This window comes from Bacillus sp. SRL337, from assembly GCF_984799155.1.
In genome coordinates, this window is the sequence record NZ_OZ481793.1 from 975,049 (window position 1) to 995,388 (window position 20,340).

Here is a 20,340-nt window from a genome sequence, read left to right on the forward strand (position 1 = left end):
TATAATGGAGGTTGTTATTATGCAAGGTAAAATGGCTGAAGTAAATCAAGGACAAAAGGTAGAAGATTTCTTTCCGGTAAGAGACGTAGACTTTCTGGAATATTACACAGGAAACGCGAAACAGGCAGCACACTATTTCTGTACGGCATTCGGATTCAAGATTGTTGCTTATTCGGGACTGGAAACAGGAAATCGTGAAACCGTGTCTTATGTGTTACAGCAAAACAAAGTCCGTCTTTTGATTACAGGCTCTCTTAAAGAAAGCACACGTGTAGCGGTCTTTGTCAAAAAGCATGGAGATGGAATCAAAGATATTGCCCTTGCTGTTGATGATGTTGAAAAGGCTTACAGTGAAGCTGTTGCCCGCGGTGCCATTGAAATAAGCCCTCCAATGACATTGTCCGATGATAACGGAACAATCAAAAAAGCGGTCATCGGTACATACGGCGATACCATCCATACACTTGTAGAACGCAAAGACTACAAAGGTGTGTTCATGCCTGGTTTCGAAGCAATGGAAATGAACATCCCCGTTAAGGATGCCGGCATCATTGCCGTTGACCATGTGGTAGGCAACGTTGAAAGAATGGAAGAGTGGGTTTCCTATTATGAAAAAGTAATGGGCTTCAAAGAAATGAGACACTTCACAAATGATGACATCAACACTGAGTATTCAGCACTGATGTCCAAAGTTATGCACAACGGTGGAAGAGTTAAATTTCCAATCAATGAACCGGCGGAGGGCAAGCGTAAATCACAAATCGAGGAATACCTTGAATTTTTTAACGGACCTGGTGTCCAGCATATCGCCATCCTGACAGAAGATATCGTGCAGACGGTTGCTATCCTGAAGGAAAATGGTGTCGAATTCCTTGACACGCCTGACACTTATTATGACATGCTGTCAGAACGCGTAGGCGAAATCGATGAAGAGATTTCCAGGATTAAAGAGTTGAAGATTTTAGTTGATAGAGATGATGAAGGTTACCTTCTGCAAATCTTTACAAAACCTGTAGTAGACAGACCTACATTTTTCATTGAAGTGATCCAGCGCAAAGGGGCTAGGGGCTTTGGTGACGGTAACTTCAAAGCACTGTTTGAATCTATCGAACGTGAACAGGAACGCCGCGGCAACCTATAAAAATAGTCTGAGACGCCCTTTAGAAGAGGTGTCTCCCCATAAAGGGACGTCCCAAACAAGGAGCGGAGTCACACTGAAATCCTTCAGAAGAAGAGTGGGGCCTTGAGGGACGCCCTTTTATTAAATATAGCATTAGTAATGACACGGTATTTCTTTAAGGATTGGCAGTCCATACATCATACATTTAGCTTTTGACATTTGCACTAGGTTGATTGGAGACGAAGGTACGCGATTGATCTCCTGCATGATTAGCGGGGCCAGCCGAGTTTCAGCAGCCTGCAATTAGCGGCTTTTGGGCTCCTTCCCAACGGTCCGCCATTTACCGGCAGCTCCCACATTGGGCAGGTGAACCCCGCAGGCGCAGCGGAGGAGGCTCAACGCCAGTACCGCGGAGGCATGCAACCTGGAGTGGAAATCAACCGACACGTTTCAATAAAGATGTTACAGAGAAAGCGGGGGTCAAAGGTGGTCGTGAAATTTAAAACAAGAAAACGAGTCGAAGAAATAGCACCCTATGTCCTGGGAAAAAGCATAGAGGATATCAAAGCAGAACTCGGTCTCTCGGAAATCCGCAAACTATCGGAAAATGAAAATATATATGGATGTTCACCGGGAGTCAAAACGTATCTCCGTACAGGCGGTGCTGATATATATCTCTATCCTGACGGCATGGCCAAGGAATTGAAAAATAAAACCAGTGAATTTTTGAAGGTCAGGCAGGAACAGCTGGTATTCGGAAATGGATCGGACGAAGTCATCCGTCTGCTGACCAGGGCTTATATCAATGAAGGCGACGAAGCAGTCATGGCAGATGTTACGTTTCCAAGGTACCAAACCAACGTATTCCTTGAAGGAGGGTCGCCAGTCAGTGTCCCACTGATTGATGGGGTCCACGACTTGAAAGGGATGCTCGATAAAATTACAGACAAGACGAGAATGGTATTCGTCTGCAATCCTAATAATCCAACGGGAACGATTAATGGAAAAAAAGAGCTTCTTACATTTTTGGAAAGTGTCCCTTCTCACATTTTGGTCATTGTAGATGAGGCTTATGTGGAATATGTGACGACGGACGACTATTTACATTGCATTCCGCTTCTCGAACAGTTTGATAATCTGATTGTTCTGAGGACATTTTCGAAAATTTACGGACTGGCTGGCCTCCGTGTCGGTTTTGGTGTGATGAATGAAGAGATTGCAACACAGCTGACAAAGGTAAAGGATGTTTTCAATGTCAGCAGGCTGGCACAGGGAGCAGCCATCGCCGCAATGGAAGACCAGGAATTCATAAAGCAATGTGCTGCCATGAACGAAAAAGGCAGGAACTACCTTCAATCTCAATTTGTAAAGATAGGATTATCCTATTTTCCTTCTCAATCCAACTTCATCATGGTGGATTGCGGAATTCGTGGAGATATTGCCGCAGCAGGACTGTTAAAACATGGAATTATCGTCCGTGCTGGTACCTTGCTTGGATACCCGACAACGGTGAGAGTGACAATCGGTACGGAAAAAGATAACCAAACATTCATCGAAGGCTTGAAACAGGTTATTGCAGAAGTGAAGGAGGGATTTCATGGAGATTAAACCGGATACGCTTGAGTGGAAGGAGGCCTATAAATTACTGGTGGGATCAATCGTTCCCCGTCCGATAGCATTCGTCTCCACTATAGATCATAACGGAAAAGCAAACCTCGCCCCTTTCAGTTTTTTCACGGCCATCAGCGCCGACCCGATGCTCGTCTGTTTTTCGCCGATGAGACGGGGAACCGACGGAAGCAAGAAGGATACACTCCATAATATTGAGGAAACGAAGGAATTCGTGATCAATGTCGTCAGTGAAGAGTTTACGGAACAGATGAATAACACGGCCATCGAATTTGAAGCAGGTGTCGATGAGTTTGAGGAAACCGGTTTGACCAAACATGATTCTGTCATGGTGGCTCCTCCAGCTGTAAAAGAAAGTAAAGTCAAGCTGGAATGCACCCTCCATCAAGTCCTTCACTTTGGGGAAGGTCCCGGTTCCGGAAGTCTTGTCATAGGGAAAGTCGAGTATGTAAGAGTGGCTGATGAGCTCTACTTCAATGGCAAAATCGATTCAGAACAATTGAAACCAGTGGGAAGAATGGCCGGCCAGATGTACACCAAACCGATGGCAGATACATTTGAAATGGTCAGGAAAAGGTGATTCTATGAAGTTCATTACTTATCAAGACCAAGCAGGAAAAGGAAGGCTCGGTTATCTGCAGGATGAACACACAGTAGTGGATGTGCATGAAGCAAGCGGAGGGTCACTGCCCGATAATATCCTTTCTTTTTTGGAAAACAGTGACGATAACATGAAGTTGTTAAAGGGGATGGAAACTGGGGGTGAAGGCACCTATTCCGTTAATGATTTATCCATTAAAGCACCGATTCCACGCCCGGTGAGTGTCAGGGATTTTTATGCATTTGAAGACCATGTCAAAACAGCCAGAAGCAATCGCGGGTTGACTGTTGTTCCAGAGTGGTATGAAATGCCGGTTTTTTATTTTACCAATCACCTTGCAGTAAAAGGTGATGGCGACTCCATCCAGCGGCCGGCAGACTGTAAGTGGCTGGATTATGAATTGGAAATCGCCTGTATCATTGGGAAGGAAGGACGGAATATCAGTAAAGAAAAGGCTGATGAGTACATATTCGGCTACTGTATTATGAATGATTGGAGCGCCCGGGATATTCAGCGGGAAGAAATGAAAGTCGGATTGGGACCAGCGAAAGGAAAGGACTTTGCCACCTCGATCGGACCTTATATTGTAACGAAGGATGAACTGGAGCCTTACCGTGAAGGTAACCGCTACAATCTGCGTATGACTGCGAAAGTCAATGGGCAGCAGTTATCTTCAGGGAACTTCAAAAGTATCCATTATACATTTTCTGAAATGATAGAGAGAGCATCCGCCGATGTAACCTTATATCCCGGTGAAGTCATTGGGTCCGGAACGGTTGGCACAGGCTGTATCCTGGAGCTCGGAACGGATGTCCACCGCTGGCTGGAGCCGGGAGACGTTGTGGAATTGGAGATTACCGGATTAGGACTATTGAGAAATAAAATCAGGGAAGGAGGAGTTTAATGTATTACCGCACACTGGGGAAAATCCCGCATAAACGACATACGATGTTCAAGAAAGAGGACGGAAGCCTGTTTCGTGAACAGGTAATGGGGACGAAAGGATTCTCGGGTACGCAATCCATTTTGTATCATCATCATATGCCGACAGAGGTGGCAAAAGCTGAACTGATCGGTTCTTATCTCCCGGAGTATGAGGAAAGTCAGGAGCTGAAGCATAGGCACCTGCTGACAGATAATGTTTCAAAGTCAGGAGATGCCTTAAACGGAAGAGAATATCTGCTGGGTAATGAAGATTTGCTGATTGGCACCGTCTTTGTTACAGAAAAAATGGAAAACTACTATCGTAATGGTGATGGCGATGAAATGCTCTATATCCACCGTGGAAGAGGAATCGTGGAAACCATGTTCGGTACCTTGACGTACCGTCCTGGAGATTATGTCGTCATCCCAATCGGCACCGTCTATCGAGTCATCCCTGAAGAAGACACCAAAATCCTGTTCATTGAGTCCTTCAGCCAGATTACCACACCAAGACGGTACCGCAATGAGTATGGACAGCTGCTGGAGCACAGCCCATTTTGTGAACGTGATATCCGGGGGCCGGAAAAACTCGAGACGCACAGCCAAAAAGGGGAATACGAAGTCATCACCAAATCCAGGGGATTGTTGAATTCACATGTGTTGAATCATCACCCGCTTGATGTCGTGGGCTGGGATGGCTATCTTTATCCTTGGGTTTTCAATATTGAAGATTTTGAGCCGATTACGGGACGTGTCCATCAGCCGCCTCCGGTCCATCAAACTTTCGAGGGTCATAACTTTGTTGTTTGTTCGTTTGTGCCGCGCCTGTATGATTATCATCCTGAATCAATCCCGGCTCCGTACTACCACAGCAATGTAAACAGTGATGAACTCCTCTATTATGTAGAAGGGAACTTCATGAGCCGCAAGGGAATCAGTGAAGGATCTATCACCCTTCACCCAAGCGGGATTCCTCATGGGCCTCACCCTGGTACAACGGAAAAAAGCATCGGTAAGAAAGAAACCTTGGAGCTGGCGGTCATGATCGATACTTTCCGGCCTCTGAAAGTAGTAAAGAAAGCGCACGACGTTGAAGATGAAAAGTACATGTACACGTGGATGGAATAACCGATAAGGAGGGATGGGCGAAAGCAGCCTGTCCCTTTTTTGATGTAAATAAAAGGGATAATGGATAATACCTTGAATATGGTTAGTAAGAGAAATTTAAGGAGTGACAACATGCTGGGGTTTAAAAAGAAAACAGAAGGATTTTTTTGGAGTAAGGCCTTACATGGAAATGGGATCGAGGTATTGAACATTGATACCTCCTCAACAGAGATCGATATTTTCACAGGTTCTGCTGATGACATACAAATTGAATTGAAAGGTGAAATAAGCAGCAAGCTGAAAGAAAATGTCCAGGTTGAAGCAGTCATAAACGGGAACACATTGAGTGTAAAAGTGAGTGTGGAACGAAACAGCAGTTTCAGTATGGGGATCGACGTCATTAAACTGGCACTGAGTGTCGAAGTGCCTCAGAAGCTGTATGAAAAGGTCAATGCTGAAACTTCTTCCGGCGGGATTGCTGCCAGGGACTTGGAAGGAAAAGAAGTTCATTTCAGAGCGGGCTCTGGAGAAGTGGAAGCCTCCGGAATAAGAGCACATAGCGAATTTAAAAGCAAAACCAACAGCGGCAGTATTGAACTAAAGAGAATTGAGGCACCTTCCATTTATGCGAAAGCTAACAGCGGGACACTCATACTGCAAAATCTAGTGGCGGAAAAGATTCAAGCGAAAGCAGCCTCAGGGAATATTATTGCCAAGAAATGGAGGGGAGATTTCTTGGCGGAAACCAATTCAGGGGAAATCGAGCTTCATGCACCTGCACTCACCGGAAATATTGATGTTGAAGCCTCCAGTGGAGATGTCATGCTTTACTTCGATAAAAAACCGGAATCGTTCAAATTGGATTTTACAGGAAATTCTGGGGAAGCCAGACTGGATATGAACGATTTACAGTATCAGGAAAGGGGTGATCACCGGGTTCTGGCAGAAGAAGGTGACGGAAAGTATGCCATCACAGTAAAAACCTCTTCCGGGGATTTAGATTTTAGTTCCAAAGGCCTGTAAACCGAAAAGCCGTCTGGCAATTTTCAAAAGAACACAAAAAGCCTATGAAGGACAGTTCATCCCACTTTTAAAGGGACTCCCCGGCAAGGAGGTCCCTTTTTACATAAGACTGTTTTCGCATATATTGTTGCTTCTGGAAAAATCCTAAAAACCAATTTTTCCCCCTGCATACTACGTTTTTCGCTCTTGCCAAACAGGTTTTTTTTCCGGCTCATTACTCCACTATCAGATAGCAACAAAGTTCACGAAAAGAGCCTTATATAAACAGATTTCCTCAAAGCTAATCTGTAATATCCACAAAGATTTCTGCAGGCTTAACCTTCTCTGTCAACAGTCCGGTTTCTTCAAGCCAGGCTGCGGTTTCCTGCCAGGACTCATCACTCTGGCTTCCAAACGGTTCGCCGTCCATTTCCATTTTCGGCAGCAGGATCTCCAAGCTTTTCTGTTCCACTTCCTCAACAAGCGGGAAATTGGCTTCATCCTGGTTGGTCAACAAAATCTGCAGGGCTTCATCAGGATTTTCCTTCATGAATTCATAGCCTTTTGCAGCAGCACTCCAGAAAGCACGGATGTTATCTTCTTTTTCATTCCATGTTTCATCATTTGTAACTAATACCAGCTCGTAAAAATTGGGAACTCCATAGTCTACCGGATTAAAATGCCGGGTTTGATAGCCTTGATTAGCGAGTACAGGTACTTCATGATTGAGGAAAGCGCCGATCACTGCGTCTGTTTTTTCGCTTACAATAGATGAACCAAGCTCAAAGCCGACATCGATTGTATTCAACCTTGCAGGGTCGCCGCCATCCGCTTTCACCATTGTCTCTAAGAGAGCTTCATTTAATGGAATTCCCGGATACCCGACTGTTTTTCCTTCAAGATCCTTAGGTGATTGGATTGGACTATCTTTCAAAAAAATAAGATGGTTCAAAGGGGAACGGACAATGGCTGCAACAGACTTAACTGGAATATCTTCGTTTGCCCTCGCCATGATGACATCAGGCTGATAAGAGATACCGAGATCAATCTTGCCGGCGGCAGCAAGGTTGATAGGATCAGTAGGATTGGCAGGAAATTTTATTTCTACATCCAACCCCTCTTCTTTGAAATAGCCTTTATTTTTTGCTGCATAAAGATAGCTGTGTACCGCATTGGGATACCAATCCAGCATAATCGTCATTTCTTCGAGATCAGTCTCTTTGACTTCTATTGCATTCTCCTGTTGGGAGCAGCCGCTTATCACGAGAAGAAACAGACTGAGCAGGAAAAGAAGTATTTTTTTCATAAGGATTTCCTCCATTTAAAAATGATATTTTCTAACCATGTAACGAACAGAAATAACGATATTCCTGCAATGGATAAGAGGACGATCGGGGCAAAGACAGCTGCACCATTAAATTGTGTCATCATCCTGCGGCTGAAATACCCCAGTCCGGCTTCGGCTCCCAGCCATTCACCGATAGCAGCACCAATCACACTCAAGGTAACAGCTACCTTCAATCCTGCGAAAAAATACGGAAGTGCGGAGGGAATGCTCAACTCCCGCAAAATATGCCGTTCACGAGCACCCATCGTCAGCATCAGCTCCTTTAGATCCTTATTAACGGACCTCAGGCCATCAAAAGTACTGACCGTAATGGGGAAGAAGGTAATAAGAATCGTTACCGCTACCTTGCTCCAGATGGAGTAGCCAAACCAAAGGACGAATATCGGCGCCAGGGCGATGATGGGGATGGTTTGTGATGCAATCAATATCGGATAAAAAGTCCTTTCAATGGCTTTGCTGTAATTCATGGACATGGCAAGGGAAACCCCCAGAATGATAGACAAAGCCAAACCGATCAAAATGATGAAAAGAGTGGCCGGTAGGTGTTTGCCAATCAAGATTCCTTTGAGCTCCCAAAGTTCTGCAAGGATACCACCGGGAGTCGGCAGGATGAACGGTTTGTTATATGAGTTTGCTCCAATCTGCCAGACGGCCATTACAGAAACAATCATCAGACTTGAAGCAATATAATTTTTCCACTTATTCATGAAAGAGACACCAGTCTTCTTAACTCCGAAATCAGGTCAGTTTTAATCGTTTGTACGCCTGCATCTGTTAAATCCCCAAACTTTCGGGGACGGGGAAGCGGAACCTTTATTTCCTTTAGAGATGTTACGGGCATTTGGCTGAAGATCAGGATGCGGTCTGACAGGAATAGTGCTTCTTCCACATCATGGGTGATGAATAAAATCGTCTTTTCCCGCTTGGTCCATTGATCCAAGAGCCATTCCTGCATGGAGAGCCTTGTGATGGCATCCAATGCACTGAATGGTTCATCCAGAACCAGGAGGTCATTCCCGCTTGTAACAGCCCGCAAAAAGGAGACTCTTTGACGCATGCCGCCGGATAAATTATGTGGATATCTGTCTTCGTAACCTTTCAGGCCAAACTCCCCCAGCAAACCACGAGTCTGATCTTCGGCTTTTTCTTTTTGGACTCCCTGAAGCTGGAGGGGAAGAATTGCATTTTCCATCACGGTCCTCCATGGCAGCAAAAGGTCCTTCTGAGGCATATATCCCACATGTCCAAGCCGGTCCTCGATGGCTTCTCCTTTCAAAAGGATTCTGCCTTCAAGTGGTTGTTCCAAGCCGGTGATCAGCCGGAATAATGTGCTTTTGCCCGAACCGCTCGGACCGATGATCGTAACAAATTCTTTCGGTCTGATAGAAAGAGATAATCGTTCAAGTACTGGAACTGAGTGTGGTATCTTGTCTTGCGGATAAGAAAATGAAATATCCTCGAGTTGGAGCAGGCCGCTATTCATCTGTCGGCCACATCTCTTCTTTATGGACCATATCCCAAAACATGTATTCAAAACGGCTTGTGTTAAGGAAAATCTCTTCAAGGCGGTTCAATTCAGCATCGTCTTTTCCAACGGTTATTTCATTGAGCAGAGCAATAAGCCAGGTTGAAAGTGAACCAAATTCATCTGAGGAATACATCGAAACCCATTCCCCGTAAAATTCATGATTTATGGCTCCCTCCATTTTGCTTAATTCTTTTCCGATTTCCCAATAACTCCACATGCAGGGAAGAAGGGAACAAACCAAATCTGCGAGAGTGCCATTTTCAGAGACGTGCAGCATGTAGTGTGTATAAGCCAGTGTCACAGGAGAAGGCTTTGCATTTTCCAAATCATCTGCAGAGACTCCGAGCCTCTCAGTATATTGACGGTGAAGCGCCATTTCTTCATTCAGTGTGGAATCGAGCAACTTTGCAAATTTCCCCATTGTCCTAGTATCCTTCGCTTTGACAGATCCCAATGCAAACAGTTTAGAAAAGTCCTTTAAATAAACATAATCCTGCACCATGTAAAAACAGAATTTATTCTGGTCGAGTGTTCCTCGCCCGATCCCCTGAACAAAGGGGTGCTGATGGCTTTTTTGCCAGATGGGTTTTGCCTTTTCAAACAATCTGCCGGTAAACTGCATTCCTTCTCCTCCTTTAATTGACAACAAAAAAACCACTTTCAAGAAGAAAGTGGCCAGGTGCAATCTGAATATGTAAAGAGAAACACAGGCAGTAGAATCCCACTGTCTGTCATTGCATACATATGTCCGCCACTTCCCTTCGCTAGTATTACCTAGATCAGGTAGTCAGGGTTAAGACATAGAAATGTCTCTCTCAGCTTTAACGCACCCCTAGTGTTGTGAAAAATTATGAAATTATCGTATATTACATATCTATCATACATTAAATCTTTCTGCAACACTTAAAAAAATATTTATGTTCATGCAGGAATACATGAAAACATGCTGAATACATTTTTAAAATACCAAAAAGGAGGCTGTTAATTGGAAAAGATATCAATAGGACTATTGGGCCTGGGCACCGTTGGCTCAGGGGTAGTGAAGGTAATACGGAACCACCAGGATAAATTGGTTCATGGAGTCGGCTGCTCCGTGCAAATAAAGAAAATTTTAGTGAAGGATGCTGCAAAAGAGAGGGGGGGCGAAGTTGATGCTGCAATGATCACGGTACATTCCGATGAAATCATAGATGATCCGGCCATCGATGTGATCGTCGAAGTAATGGGAGGGATAGAAGAGACGCGCACGCTTCTCCTGAAAGCCCTTGGAAATAAGAAACACGTCGTCACGGCTAATAAGGATTTAATGGCGCTTCATGGTCCGGAACTATTGGAAGCGGCATCAACAAATGGATGCGATTTATTCTATGAAGCCAGTGTAGCCGGGGGGATACCGATTCTCCGGAGTGTCGTTGACGGGTTTGCTTCTGACCATATCCATAAAATCATGGGAATCGTCAACGGGACAACCAACTATATTCTCACCAAAATGAGTGACGAAGGGAAATCGTATCCGGACGCGTTAAGGGAAGCCCAGGAGCTGGGATATGCAGAAGCTGATCCAGAAGCAGATGTGGAAGGGATCGATGCAGCAAGGAAAATGGCGATTTTGTCAACCCTCGGGTTTTCTATGAATGTTGGCCTCAGGGATGTTCGTTGTAAAGGGATTGCCAGTGTAACTCAAGAGGATATCTTTTATGGAAAGCAGCTGGGATATACGATGAAGCTGATCGGAGTGGCCGAAAGAGAAAACGATAGGATTGATGTTTCAGTACAGCCGACACTGGTTTCCGATTCGCATCCGCTTGCTGCTGTCAAAAATGAGAATAATGCTGTGTATGTGTACGGAGAGGCAGTTGGAGAAACAATGTTCTTCGGACCTGGCGCCGGCAGCCTTCCTACAGCAACCGCGGTGGTATCCGATCTTGTCGGTGTCATGAGGAACATGAGGCTGGGAGTAAATGGCCATAGTGCTGCCCTTCCGCAATTCCCGAAGAAACTAAAGAAAACAGATGAAGTTTTTAAGAAGCACTTCCTCAGACTTGTGGTCGAAGATGAAGTAGGTGCGCTTGCGGAAATAACCACTTTACTTTCAACTGAAGGAATCAGTGTTGAAAAGATCTGGCAGAATCCGAAAAGAGGAAGCATCTCGGAGATTATTCTTGTCACCCATAAAGTTTCACAGAAAAGCTTTGAGGATATACTTGCTAAATTGAATGATTCCCGGGTTGTCAGGATGGTGGGGAGTTCATACAGGATTGAAGTATAACGAGGAAAACCAGTTTAAAATACTGGTTTTTTTTGTTGGTCTTAAGAAGGCCGGCAAGGGAATAGAACGGGTGAATATAAAGCCCGATTTTGTTGTGAATGACACAGTTAGGCTCTATAGAACCCAGATTATCGACAACTTTTACTCGAGAAGATTAAACGAGCAGCATATAAAAAGCGCTCTTCGAACTGATCAGAATGAACCCGAATGTAAAATTGACAAAACAAGAAAAAAACAGCAACAATAGGAAATAACAAAAAGAAAAGATGGTGGCTGAAAAAATGTTCTCTGAAGAAAGAAGAAAGTAGATTCTTGAGATGCTGGAACAGAACGGGAGAATTCTGGTGAAAGAGATGCCGTACACTTTGATGTCTCAATCGATTCCATACGAAGGGATTTATCCATCATGGAAGAAGAACAGCTGACTCATGGCGGTGCTATTCCCCTGGGTGAAGTCAGGGAAATGCCAAGAAAGAACGAGGAACGATTCGGCATAAGCACTCCATGTTTACACATTCTCTCAATTGATAAGCGATTTCCACAGAATTATTAGCACTACAGTAAAGGAAAAGTGCCTTGGGAGGTAGGGCAGCATGGCAAAATGGATGGATGCCCCTCCAAAAAACACCGTCTGGTCCGGGACGATGTATACAGCTGCCTTTGCGGCAATCCATTGTTGGCAATAGATATGTGATCGGCGGGAAGATGAAAGCTTCCGGCAATATCACTGATCCGCTTGGTGCCAAGTTCGCCGAACGCTTCCATTATGATTTGTGTTTTGCAACGGGTGGAGGACTGACCACAAGAGGATTAAGTACGGCTACCCCCGAAGCAGCGCTGTTCCATGAAGAGGTGTATGAAAATTCCCGCCGGATCATCACACTTGTCGAGCATACAAAAATGGGTGTTGATTTATTCGTCAGCATGTATCCACTTAGGAAACTGGATATCATATTAACCAATGATGGCACAACTGAAGATCAAATAAATGAATTAGAAGCTCATGGAGTTAAGGTCATAAAAGTCCCGAAGAATGGATAAGTGCTGATTCTGTGAGTGAAGTGAACGTCTGCTTCACTTTTTTGGTTCTTGTGCATCCTATAAAAATAGAGATTAAATCACTTTCAAGATGAAGCATTTGTCTTTTTCATCAACAAACAGGCAAAATTCTTTATGAGGATGAATGCCGCTGAGATCACGGATTTCCTTTGGAATATGGATAGCGCCTTTTTCAGAAATATAACGTTTATTGTTTGTGCTGTGTTGTTCAGGTTTTTTTATGACAATCGCATCTTCATCATAGCTGATTTCCGCCTGCCTCCCTGGAACCAGTCCGAACTGCTGCCTCCATTGATTAGGAAGAGTGACGTTCCCGGTCTTGCTGAAGTCCCTGCACCTGTATTTTCTATACATCTCTCTCACCTCACTTATTGTCTTAAATATCCTTATGCAGGCAGGATGAAACGTTCAATAAGGGGGACAAGAATATACGAGGTAACATAAATTGGGTGAAATGAGGTAATATAGAGGTATAAAATCACCTGAAACGACAGAGGAAGTTGACTATGGAAGAATCAAGAAAAATTGCAGGGAGAATTGCCATTGTATATGTAATAATTGGTGCATTGTGGGTTATCTTCTCTGATAGGCTTTCATTGGTGCTGGCCCATAATGATATGAGGGTTTTCATCTTTTTTCAGCAGTACAAAGGCTGGTTTTTCATATTAATGACCGGAATCCTTATCTATTTCCTTATCTTTAAGCGGGCATCGAAATTGGTGGAGTCAGCCGAAAGATTGAGAAGTAAGGAGAAACAGCTTCAAAAAAGCAATCAACATTATCAATCCCTATTTAACAATAATCCAGATGCGGTCTTCGAAATTACCCGGGATGGAAATCTGGCCGCCTTGAATCCTGAAGGAGAAGTAATTATTGGATATGATGTTCGTGAGCTTAAGGGACAGCCTTTGACCTTTCTGATTCATCCTGAAGACAGGGAAGACGCAGGTCGGATGTTCAGCAACACGATTTCAGGTAATCCGGAGAAATTCGAAATGAAAATCATCAGCAAGACTGGCAAGGAAAGGCTGCTTCGCTGTTCACTTCTTCCCATTGTAGTTGATGGAAAAATCATCGGTGTGTTTGGAATAGGAAGGGATATCACGGACTATAGGGAAAACGAAGAAATGATGATTGCTTCTGAGAAGTTATCCGTCATCGGTCAATTGGCAGCAGCTGTTGCCCATGAAATCCGCAATCCCTTGACCTCTTTAAAAGGATTTGTCCAACTGATGCAGGTAACGAACGAAGCTGAGGATGAACATCTTTCTGTCATGCTGTCTGAAATAGAACGGATCAACCTTATTTCAGGAGAGATGTTGATTTTGGGCAAACAGCAGGACATCGATTTTGGCAAAGAAGAAGTCAATGACATCATCAGGCAGGTTTTGGTACTGATGGAGGCACAGGCTAATCTGGATAATGTTAAAATAGAATTTCACCCGAATATGGGGCCGCTGCATGTCAATGCAGATCAGAATCAATTAAAACAGGTATTGATCAATCTCATCAAGAACGGGGTAGAAGCCATAGAAGAAAAGGGAATAGTGACGGTGGATACCTTGAAGGACAGCAATAGGGCGATTGTCAATATCAAGGATAACGGAATAGGAATGGAACAGGAATGGATCGACCGTCTCGGTGAGCCTTTCTACTCTACAAAGGAGAAGGGGACGGGCCTGGGTCTGGCGGTCTGCAAGAAAATCATTGAACGCCATCATGGAGAGATCATATACAAAAGTGAAAAGGGAAGAGGCACCACCGTCACAATATCTTTGCCGCTGACATGATGTTTTTTCTTTTGAGCATCGTGTAAAATGAACTACAGGATCTTTAATAGAGAGAGGAATTATCAAATGGAAACAAATATGAAACCGTTTTTGCAGGAAGCATGGCAAAACGCTGAATTTACAGAATTAACCGAGGTCCAGCAAAAAGCAATCCCTGAAGTTCTGGAAGGGAAGAATCTTGTCTGCGAATCTCCTACAGGGACAGGTAAAACATTGGCCTACTTACTGCCGATCCTTAACAGTATTGACGAGAAAAAAATGCAGGCGCAGGCACTGATACTTGCTCCTTCTCGTGAACTTGTCATGCAAATCCACCAGGAAATACAGAAATGGACAAAAGGAACGGGAATCACCAGCATAGCACTGATTGGCGGTGCCAATGTGAAAAATCAAATTGAAAAGCTGAAAAAGAAACCGAGAATCGTTGTTGGCACCACAGGCCGCATAACGGAATTAATCAAGATGAAAAAATTGAAGATGCATGAAGTTGGAACCATTGTTGTAGATGAATTTGATCTTATGATCGGCAATGAACACATAAACAATATCAGGCAGATCATTAAATCAACAATGGCTGACAGACAGCTTCTATTCTTTTCGGCCACTCTTTCAGATGTCACTGATCAGGTAGCATCTGAGTTAATGGAGAACTATGAAGTCATCCGTGTAAACCAAGGGGTGGTCTCCTCTGCCAAGGTTGAGCATGGATACCTGTTATCAGAACAGCGGGATAAAATAGAAATTCTCCGAAAACTATCAAACGTGAAAGACCTGAAAGCCTTGGTCTTCTTCAATAACTTGGAAAAGTTATCAGAAGCGGAAGAAAAGTTGAAGTATCAAAAGACCTCCCTTGAGGTGCTTGCAGGTGAATCCAAAAAAATGGAACGTAAGCATTCATTGGATCGATTCAGGGCAGGGAAGGTGCCGATGCTGCTGACGACAGATGTTGCAGCGCGTGGCCTCGATATCAGCGGGGTAACACATGTCATTCACTTTGAATTTCCTACAGATGCCAAACAATATATCCACCGCTCAGGAAGAACCGGGCGGATGGGTGCATCAGGAACAGTCATATCGATTGTAACCAAAAGAGAAGAAAGCTTTTTGGGAAAATTGGCTGAGGAGTTAAATTTAAAGGTTGTGAAGAAACGCCTCCATGGCGGGGAAATAGTAGAAGGGTAACAAAAAAGGCCGGATTGATCATGTTCAATCCGGCCTTTCATTATCGTTTGCCCCTATTCGCAATGAGTTTGTACACAAGGACAATCACAGCGATAACGAGAAGAATGTGTATGATACCGCCGGCGATTTTAAAAATAATTCCTAAAATCCATAAAGCAATTAATATTCCGATAATCGTCCAAAGCATTTTCCGTACCTCCTTTGCAGGGATAATCCTATCTTTCCCTACACTGATTCAATTTATGAAGCCCTGCACACCGAGTGGAAATCCGTTTGGTATATAAATCAGTGGCGGTGATGGTCCTTCGCTTCACCAAGTGCTTCATGGACTTTTCCTTCACCTTTGTCCTTCATGCCCTCGCGCTGCATTTCAGGATTATCAGCTGCTTGTCCCGTTTTCTCTTTCACTTCCCCTTCAGCCTTCTTTGCTGCGCCTTTTAGCTTTTCTTTCATGCCATTATCTTTTGTCATGTAAAAACACCCTTTCGAAAATTGTATTATTCTTTTTCCTTAATTAAGGGAGGTTAAACAAAAGAACCAGGTTAGTGAATAAATAAAGTGGGGAATACAAATAAAACTTTCACATATTAGTTGAATAGAGTTCGTTCAGCTTACGAAATGAAAAATGTGAAATAATAGAAGCTAAGCTTTATATAGAAATCATTTAAACCTAAGGGATTGGTCATATGAAAAGAAGGCTGGAATTTTTATTTGTCATTATACTGATAGCTTGTGTATACATGTTCCTTTTCAGCGGATTCCATGCATACATAAAAACGGGGGCAGCCGTGGCTTATATACTCATCATCCTGATTACCGTGTTTTCGCTGATCCTGGAGAACAGGTCGGCACAGCACACACTCTTGTGGATATATGTATTGGTCTGCTTTCCGGTCTTCGGGTACTTCTTTTATTTGTATTCAGGCCAGTTATACTTAAAAGGATATCTGTTCAAGACTAAACGAAAGAACGATCGTGAAGAATGGCAGCGGCTTCTCAAAAACGAGATTACACCTGATTTATCCTTCCTGCAAGATAACCAAAGAAGCTTTGCCAGCTTTGCAAACAAAGTGGCATGGTCACCGATCAGCACTTCTTCCTCGACCCAGATACTTAAAAATGGCGATGAGACATTCAGTGAAATCAAGGAAAAACTTAAGAATGCGAAACAGTATATCCATATCGAATATTATATTTTCCGGTCGGACCGCCTAGGAAAGGAAATCATCAGCATCCTGATTGAAAAGGCCAGGGAGGGGCTTGAGGTCCTGTTTATTTTTGATGCAGTGGGCAGCATGCATTTATCCTCTAAGGATATCCGGGCAATGCAGGAAGCCGGGGTGCAGGTACAGCCTTTCCTCCCGTTGAAATACGGCTTTTTTAATCAGAAGTTCAATTTTCGGAACCACAGGAAAATCATTGTTATAGATGGTATCGTCGGATTTGTCGGCGGCTTGAACGTCGGAGTTGAGTATCTGGGAGAAGACGAAAGGTTCGGTTTCTGGCGGGATACTCATATGATGCTTGAGGGTGGCGCAGTCTTCACGCTGCATACTGTATTCCTGCTTGATTGGGAATACGTGTCTGGGGATATGATACTGGAAAAATATCAGGAGCATCCTGAAATTCCATCTGAAGACCTGGACGGTGCTGTCCAAGTCGTTGCAAGCGGACCGGACACACAACTGGGTATCATGAGTGATCTGTACTATTCCTTGATTTCTTCGGCGACGAAATCCATTTGGATTGCAACGCCATATTTCGTGCCAACTGAATCAATTAGGACAGCTCTGCGTGTCGCAGCTTCAAGAGGGGTTGAGGTCCGGATCATGGTTCCCGAAACCAATGATGGTTTCCTGACTCAATATGCAACCAGGTCTTATTTTTCAGAGCTGATCCGCTGCGGAGTCGAAATTTATTCTTATAAAAAAGGATTCATGCATCAAAAAATCATTATTGTTGACGGAAACCTTGCCTCTGTCGGAACCGCAAATATGGATATGCGCAGCTTTCATTTGAATTTTGAAGTCAATGTATTCTTGTTAGGAAATAGTTCCATCCGGGATCTTTCTGCACATTATGAGAAAGATATGACGGACAGCGTCAGGGTAGGACCGGTTGAATATTATAAACGAGGAGTCATAGAAAGGGCGAAGGAATCGTTTGCAAGATTATTTTCCGGAGTTCTTTAAGAGAAGAAAAGCTCAGGCGCAGCCTGAGCTTTTTTCATTTATTGAGGAGCTGTGGATCATTCTTCTTATAGACAACCTTGCCATCCATTATGGTAAAAAGGACTTTTGCCTCTTTGATTTCTTCTGAATGCCGTTCGAACAGGTTGCGGTCGAGGATGACAATGTCTGCTTTTTTGCCGGTCTCCAAGGTCCCGAGATCAGTTTCACGGAAATTTCCATATGCCGGTGATTTTGTATAGTGTATCAAGGCTTGCGCAAGGCTTATCTTATGCTGGGGATTCCAACCTCCTGCAGGTGTGCCATCTTCATGTTTTCTCGTGACTGCCCGATAGATTCCAAGCATGGGATTCAAATCAACAATCGGATAGTCGCTGCCGAAAACAAGCTTGGCGCCATTTTGTTCTAATTCCCCGATCGGCCAAGTATGGTTGATTCTATCAGGTCCCAGCCGTTCCATATATTCATGGGTTTCCATCGAACTTGAAGTGAGATGCTCCGGCTGCATGGATGGCAGGACGCCAAGCGTTGAAAATCTCGGAATGTCTTCAGGATGAATGACTTCAATATGCTCGATGGTATGGCGGGAATCTCTTTTGCCATTGATGGCCTGTGCATGCTCGAAGGCGTCAAGTCCCAGCCGCACTGCTGCATCTCCGCAAGCGTGAAGCCTTATCCTGTATCCCAGTCTATCCGCTTTTTCAATCCACTTGAAGTACGTTTCTCTGGGGTAGATGGTCCCGCCTTTCGTTGACGGGCGGTCTGTATAGGGATCCAAAAGATAACCTGTATAGGTAAGAGGCACTCCATCAATGAATTGCTTCAGACCGGAAAATTTAAGTTTATCGGAATTGAAGCTTTCATAATAGGATAAATTTTTCAAATTGCCATCAAGCGGAGCGAGGAAGTGGATGCGGACCGACAATCTATTTTCCTCGTCGTATTTTCTGTATTCCTCTAAGTCTCCAAGTGTGAACCCAGGCAGTGGAAGCATATCGCCTACAGAAGTAATCCCGTATTCGCCCGCTTTTTTCATGAATGAATCCAGCAGACGGGCTTTTTTATCAGCGGGAAGATCAAAAGCGCTGGCTGCCAGCCCAACAGCTGTTTCATAAAGAAAGCCGGTTGGGAATCCGGCTCCGTCCTTCTCGATTTTTCCGAATGGAGGTTCGACCGTATTTTCATCAATGCCGAGCATTTCCAACGCTTTCGTATTCAGCCACGCACTATGGGCTTCTTCATTGAGAAGAAATACTGGCCGGTCTGGAATAAGGCGATCCAGTGAATGACGGGAAGGGAGCCTTTGGCCTGGCCACCTGACGTGGTGCCATCCGAATCCGATCACCCAGGGGTCGTCTTGATTCTCTTCAGCATATTTGGCAATCATATTGGCCGCTTCCTCTTCACTGCTGCAGAAGGTTAATGAAGTGTATTCCTGAAACATTGCCCCAAGCCACAAGTGGACATGAAAATCATGAAAACCGGGGAGTACCAGCTTGCCGTATGCCAAAATCTCTTTTGTGTGAACTCCTTTATAGTGTTCCATGTCTTCCTGTGAACCCATCGCGATTATGGTTCCGTCCTTGATAGCGAGTGCACCTTCAACCGTTCCTTGGCTGTCCGCGGTGAAAATGGCATCACTTTTGATAATCAAATCGGCTGAATGTATAATCAAAATGCATTTCTCCTTTTGAATTTTGAGAAAATTATGGAAATCATCTATTAACCATGTTACTATAAACTGGTTCTTATTTAAATCAAAAGGATAGTAGTATGAATGTTCAAGTTCTCCTGTGGGAGGGCTTTTTTTATCCGGGCAGAACTCGCTCTTATGAGTGATGATGGGAAAAAAGAAGGCTGTTTTCACAAAAGTGACTGCTTATGGAAAAATCCAAGTGTCTTGGGTACTGGGTGTCTCTCCACCAGGGAGGGCAGCTATCTCTTTCTTGTTTACCGTGATCTTTTAGAAGCATGATGGCAATGATTTTCGACTTCCGGATTCAATAGGAACAGAGTGTAAGAAAAGAGTATAAAAAGAAATATGAAACATCAAATATGAATACAGGCAAAACAGTTTCCATAAAATCGATTAATTTTTTTTAAGGGGGCATTGCGATGAGAGTGGTCAGAGCAGGGATTGAACATCTGGACCTTGTTTCAGATGTTTTTAATCAATATCGAGTTTTTTATGATCAGGAAAATGATGTCGGGAGCTGCCGCGAGTTTTTAAAAGAGCGGATGGAGAATGATGAATCTGTAATCTTCCTGGCTTTAGAAGAAGGTGAAGAAGAGTTAAAGCCCCTGGGTTTTACCCAATTGTACCCCATCTTTTCATCTGTTTCATTGAAAAGGCACTGGCTCTTGAATGATCTATTTGTCACAAAGAATGCGAGGAGAAGAGGGGTCGGGGAAACACTTCTTACTAACGCAAAACAGCTTGCAGAAGAAACAGGAGCTAAGGGACTCACCCTTGAAACCAGCCATGATAACTATAATGCGCAGAAGCTGTATGAGAAATTCGGGTTTAAGAAACATACCGAGTTCCATTATACCTATCCGCTGTAAAGAGGAATAGCGAAGGCCGGAAACCAG

General features: G+C 44.0%; 22 protein-coding genes and 1 riboswitch. Of the genes, 14 read left to right on the forward strand and 8 right to left on the reverse strand.

The annotated features are described in order from the left end of the window. Window positions 1–4 precede the first annotated feature (4 nt). The 6 genes from hppD (at window position 5) to AC4E8A_RS04770 (ending at window position 6,404) form a co-directional block, all read left to right on the forward strand. A complete protein-coding gene (gene hppD, locus AC4E8A_RS04745; RefSeq protein WP_490197146.1) occupies window positions 5–1,141 on the forward strand; it encodes a 4-hydroxyphenylpyruvate dioxygenase in 1,137 nt (378 codons plus the stop codon). A gap of 465 nt (window positions 1,142–1,606) precedes the next feature. Continuing rightward, a complete protein-coding gene (hisC, locus tag AC4E8A_RS04750; RefSeq protein ID WP_490197147.1) occupies window positions 1,607–2,728 on the forward strand; it encodes a histidinol-phosphate transaminase in 1,122 nt (373 codons plus the stop codon). Continuing rightward, window positions 2,718–3,329, forward strand: a complete 612-nt coding sequence (locus tag AC4E8A_RS04755; protein WP_490197148.1) for a flavin reductase family protein — start codon at window positions 2,718–2,720, stop codon at window positions 3,327–3,329. Before hisC ends, AC4E8A_RS04755 begins: the two co-directional genes overlap by 11 nt. Window positions 3,330–3,333: 4 nt before the next feature. After that, entirely contained in the window at window positions 3,334–4,254 is a 921-nt protein-coding gene (locus AC4E8A_RS04760) for a fumarylacetoacetate hydrolase family protein (RefSeq protein ID WP_490197149.1), read from the forward strand. Further along, complete coding sequence (locus AC4E8A_RS04765; protein WP_490197150.1) at window positions 4,254–5,402, forward strand: homogentisate 1,2-dioxygenase; 1,149 nt, start codon at window positions 4,254–4,256, stop codon at window positions 5,400–5,402. Before AC4E8A_RS04760 ends, AC4E8A_RS04765 begins: the two co-directional genes overlap by 1 nt. Before the next feature lie 111 nt (window positions 5,403–5,513). Next, on the forward strand, window positions 5,514–6,404 hold the full coding sequence (locus AC4E8A_RS04770; RefSeq protein WP_490197151.1) for a DUF4097 family beta strand repeat-containing protein: 891 nt from the start codon (window positions 5,514–5,516) through the stop codon (window positions 6,402–6,404). 280 nt (window positions 6,405–6,684) lie between these two features. Here the strand turns inward: AC4E8A_RS04770 and AC4E8A_RS04775 are convergent, their stop codons facing one another. Genes AC4E8A_RS04775 through tenA form a run of 4 tightly spaced genes read right to left on the reverse strand, consistent with a single transcriptional unit; the run spans window position 6,685 to window position 9,881 of the window. After that, window positions 6,685–7,689, reverse strand: a complete 1,005-nt coding sequence (locus AC4E8A_RS04775; protein ID WP_490197152.1) for an ABC transporter substrate-binding protein — start codon at window positions 7,687–7,689, stop codon at window positions 6,685–6,687. Continuing rightward, complete coding sequence (locus AC4E8A_RS04780; RefSeq protein ID WP_490197153.1) at window positions 7,686–8,438, reverse strand: ABC transporter permease; 753 nt, start codon at window positions 8,436–8,438, stop codon at window positions 7,686–7,688. The genes AC4E8A_RS04775 and AC4E8A_RS04780 overlap by 4 nt, the downstream gene beginning before the upstream one ends. Beyond that, entirely contained in the window at window positions 8,435–9,214 is a 780-nt protein-coding gene (locus AC4E8A_RS04785; protein ID WP_490197154.1) for an ABC transporter ATP-binding protein, read from the reverse strand. Before AC4E8A_RS04785 ends, AC4E8A_RS04780 begins: the two co-directional genes overlap by 4 nt. After that, window positions 9,207–9,881 carry a thiaminase II gene (gene tenA, locus AC4E8A_RS04790; RefSeq protein WP_490197155.1) on the reverse strand — a complete coding sequence of 225 codons (675 nt, stop codon included), beginning with the start codon at window positions 9,879–9,881 and terminating at the stop codon, window positions 9,207–9,209. Before tenA ends, AC4E8A_RS04785 begins: the two co-directional genes overlap by 8 nt. Window positions 9,882–9,998: 117 nt before the next feature. Further along, window positions 9,999–10,103: riboswitch (TPP riboswitch) on the reverse strand. A gap of 141 nt (window positions 10,104–10,244) precedes the next feature. Between tenA and AC4E8A_RS04795 the strand changes: the two genes are divergently transcribed. The 4 genes from AC4E8A_RS04795 to AC4E8A_RS04810 all read left to right on the forward strand — a co-directional run bounded on the left by AC4E8A_RS04795 (window position 10,245) and on the right by AC4E8A_RS04810 (window position 12,569). Beyond that, entirely contained in the window at window positions 10,245–11,528 is a 1,284-nt protein-coding gene (locus tag AC4E8A_RS04795) for a homoserine dehydrogenase (protein WP_490197156.1), read from the forward strand. Next, the gene (locus AC4E8A_RS04800; RefSeq protein WP_490197157.1) at window positions 11,518–11,775 is read left to right on the forward strand and encodes a hypothetical protein; all 258 of its coding nucleotides are present in this window, start codon (window positions 11,518–11,520) and stop codon (window positions 11,773–11,775) included. The genes AC4E8A_RS04795 and AC4E8A_RS04800 overlap by 11 nt, the downstream gene beginning before the upstream one ends. A gap of 159 nt (window positions 11,776–11,934) precedes the next feature. Beyond that, on the forward strand, window positions 11,935–12,081 hold the full coding sequence (locus AC4E8A_RS04805) for a hypothetical protein (protein WP_490197158.1): 147 nt from the start codon (window positions 11,935–11,937) through the stop codon (window positions 12,079–12,081). Between the two features lie 23 nt (window positions 12,082–12,104). After that, window positions 12,105–12,569, forward strand: a complete 465-nt coding sequence (locus tag AC4E8A_RS04810) for a DeoR/GlpR family DNA-binding transcription regulator (protein ID WP_490197159.1) — start codon at window positions 12,105–12,107, stop codon at window positions 12,567–12,569. Window positions 12,570–12,641: 72 nt separating this feature from the next. Here AC4E8A_RS04810 and AC4E8A_RS04815 read toward each other — a convergent pair whose 3' ends face one another. Further along, a complete protein-coding gene (locus tag AC4E8A_RS04815) occupies window positions 12,642–12,941 on the reverse strand; it encodes a hypothetical protein (protein WP_490197160.1) in 300 nt (99 codons plus the stop codon). Between the two features lie 152 nt (window positions 12,942–13,093). Between AC4E8A_RS04815 and AC4E8A_RS04820 the strand changes: the two genes are divergently transcribed. Then, entirely contained in the window at window positions 13,094–14,377 is a 1,284-nt protein-coding gene (locus AC4E8A_RS04820) for an ATP-binding protein (protein WP_490197161.1), read from the forward strand. A gap of 66 nt (window positions 14,378–14,443) precedes the next feature. Then, on the forward strand, window positions 14,444–15,559 hold the full coding sequence (locus AC4E8A_RS04825) for a DEAD/DEAH box helicase (RefSeq protein WP_490197162.1): 1,116 nt from the start codon (window positions 14,444–14,446) through the stop codon (window positions 15,557–15,559). 40 nt (window positions 15,560–15,599) lie between these two features. On the opposite strand, the gene AC4E8A_RS04830 is transcribed toward AC4E8A_RS04825, so the two are convergent. Both AC4E8A_RS04830 and AC4E8A_RS04835 read right to left on the reverse strand, forming a co-directional pair. Then, entirely contained in the window at window positions 15,600–15,746 is a 147-nt protein-coding gene (locus AC4E8A_RS04830; protein ID WP_490197163.1) for a lmo0937 family membrane protein, read from the reverse strand. Between the two features lie 98 nt (window positions 15,747–15,844). Beyond that, window positions 15,845–16,030 carry a CsbD family protein gene (locus AC4E8A_RS04835; protein ID WP_490197164.1) on the reverse strand — a complete coding sequence of 62 codons (186 nt, stop codon included), beginning with the start codon at window positions 16,028–16,030 and terminating at the stop codon, window positions 15,845–15,847. 215 nt (window positions 16,031–16,245) lie between these two features. Here AC4E8A_RS04835 and cls point away from each other — a divergent pair, with 215 nt between their 5' ends. Beyond that, window positions 16,246–17,751 carry a cardiolipin synthase gene (gene cls, locus AC4E8A_RS04840; RefSeq protein WP_490197165.1) on the forward strand — a complete coding sequence of 502 codons (1,506 nt, stop codon included), beginning with the start codon at window positions 16,246–16,248 and terminating at the stop codon, window positions 17,749–17,751. Between the two features lie 34 nt (window positions 17,752–17,785). Here cls and AC4E8A_RS04845 read toward each other — a convergent pair whose 3' ends face one another. After that, complete coding sequence (locus tag AC4E8A_RS04845; RefSeq protein WP_490197166.1) at window positions 17,786–19,423, reverse strand: amidohydrolase; 1,638 nt, start codon at window positions 19,421–19,423, stop codon at window positions 17,786–17,788. Window positions 19,424–19,863: 440 nt separating this feature from the next. Between AC4E8A_RS04845 and AC4E8A_RS04850 the strand changes: the two genes are divergently transcribed. Then, window positions 19,864–20,313, forward strand: coding sequence for a GNAT family N-acetyltransferase (locus AC4E8A_RS04850; RefSeq protein WP_490197167.1), 450 nt, complete (start codon window positions 19,864–19,866; stop codon window positions 20,311–20,313). Window positions 20,314–20,340: the final 27 nt, after the last annotated feature.

Coding starts and splice junctions, on each gene's coding strand:
- AC4E8A_RS04820 (WP_490197161.1), top strand. CDS start 13,094: ATGGAAGAATCAAGAAAAATTGCAGGGAGAATTGCCATTGTATATGTA.
- tenA (WP_490197155.1), bottom strand. CDS start 9,881: ATGCAGTTTACCGGCAGATTGTTTGAAAAGGCAAAACCCATCTGGCAA.
- AC4E8A_RS04815 (WP_490197160.1), bottom strand. CDS start 12,941: ATGTATAGAAAATACAGGTGCAGGGACTTCAGCAAGACCGGGAACGTC.
- AC4E8A_RS04805 (WP_490197158.1), top strand. CDS start 11,935: ATGGAAGAAGAACAGCTGACTCATGGCGGTGCTATTCCCCTGGGTGAA.
- AC4E8A_RS04755 (WP_490197148.1), top strand. CDS start 2,718: ATGGAGATTAAACCGGATACGCTTGAGTGGAAGGAGGCCTATAAATTA.
- hppD (WP_490197146.1), top strand. CDS start 5: ATGGAGGTTGTTATTATGCAAGGTAAAATGGCTGAAGTAAATCAAGGA.
- cls (WP_490197165.1), top strand. CDS start 16,246: ATGAAAAGAAGGCTGGAATTTTTATTTGTCATTATACTGATAGCTTGT.
- AC4E8A_RS04830 (WP_490197163.1), bottom strand. CDS start 15,746: ATGCTTTGGACGATTATCGGAATATTAATTGCTTTATGGATTTTAGGA.
- AC4E8A_RS04775 (WP_490197152.1), bottom strand. CDS start 7,689: ATGAAAAAAATACTTCTTTTCCTGCTCAGTCTGTTTCTTCTCGTGATA.
- AC4E8A_RS04760 (WP_490197149.1), top strand. CDS start 3,334: ATGAAGTTCATTACTTATCAAGACCAAGCAGGAAAAGGAAGGCTCGGT.
- AC4E8A_RS04825 (WP_490197162.1), top strand. CDS start 14,444: ATGGAAACAAATATGAAACCGTTTTTGCAGGAAGCATGGCAAAACGCT.
- AC4E8A_RS04835 (WP_490197164.1), bottom strand. CDS start 16,030: ATGACAAAAGATAATGGCATGAAAGAAAAGCTAAAAGGCGCAGCAAAG.
- AC4E8A_RS04850 (WP_490197167.1), top strand. CDS start 19,864: ATGAGAGTGGTCAGAGCAGGGATTGAACATCTGGACCTTGTTTCAGAT.
- AC4E8A_RS04770 (WP_490197151.1), top strand. CDS start 5,514: ATGCTGGGGTTTAAAAAGAAAACAGAAGGATTTTTTTGGAGTAAGGCC.
- AC4E8A_RS04780 (WP_490197153.1), bottom strand. CDS start 8,438: ATGAATAAGTGGAAAAATTATATTGCTTCAAGTCTGATGATTGTTTCT.
- AC4E8A_RS04765 (WP_490197150.1), top strand. CDS start 4,254: ATGTATTACCGCACACTGGGGAAAATCCCGCATAAACGACATACGATG.
- AC4E8A_RS04785 (WP_490197154.1), bottom strand. CDS start 9,214: ATGAATAGCGGCCTGCTCCAACTCGAGGATATTTCATTTTCTTATCCG.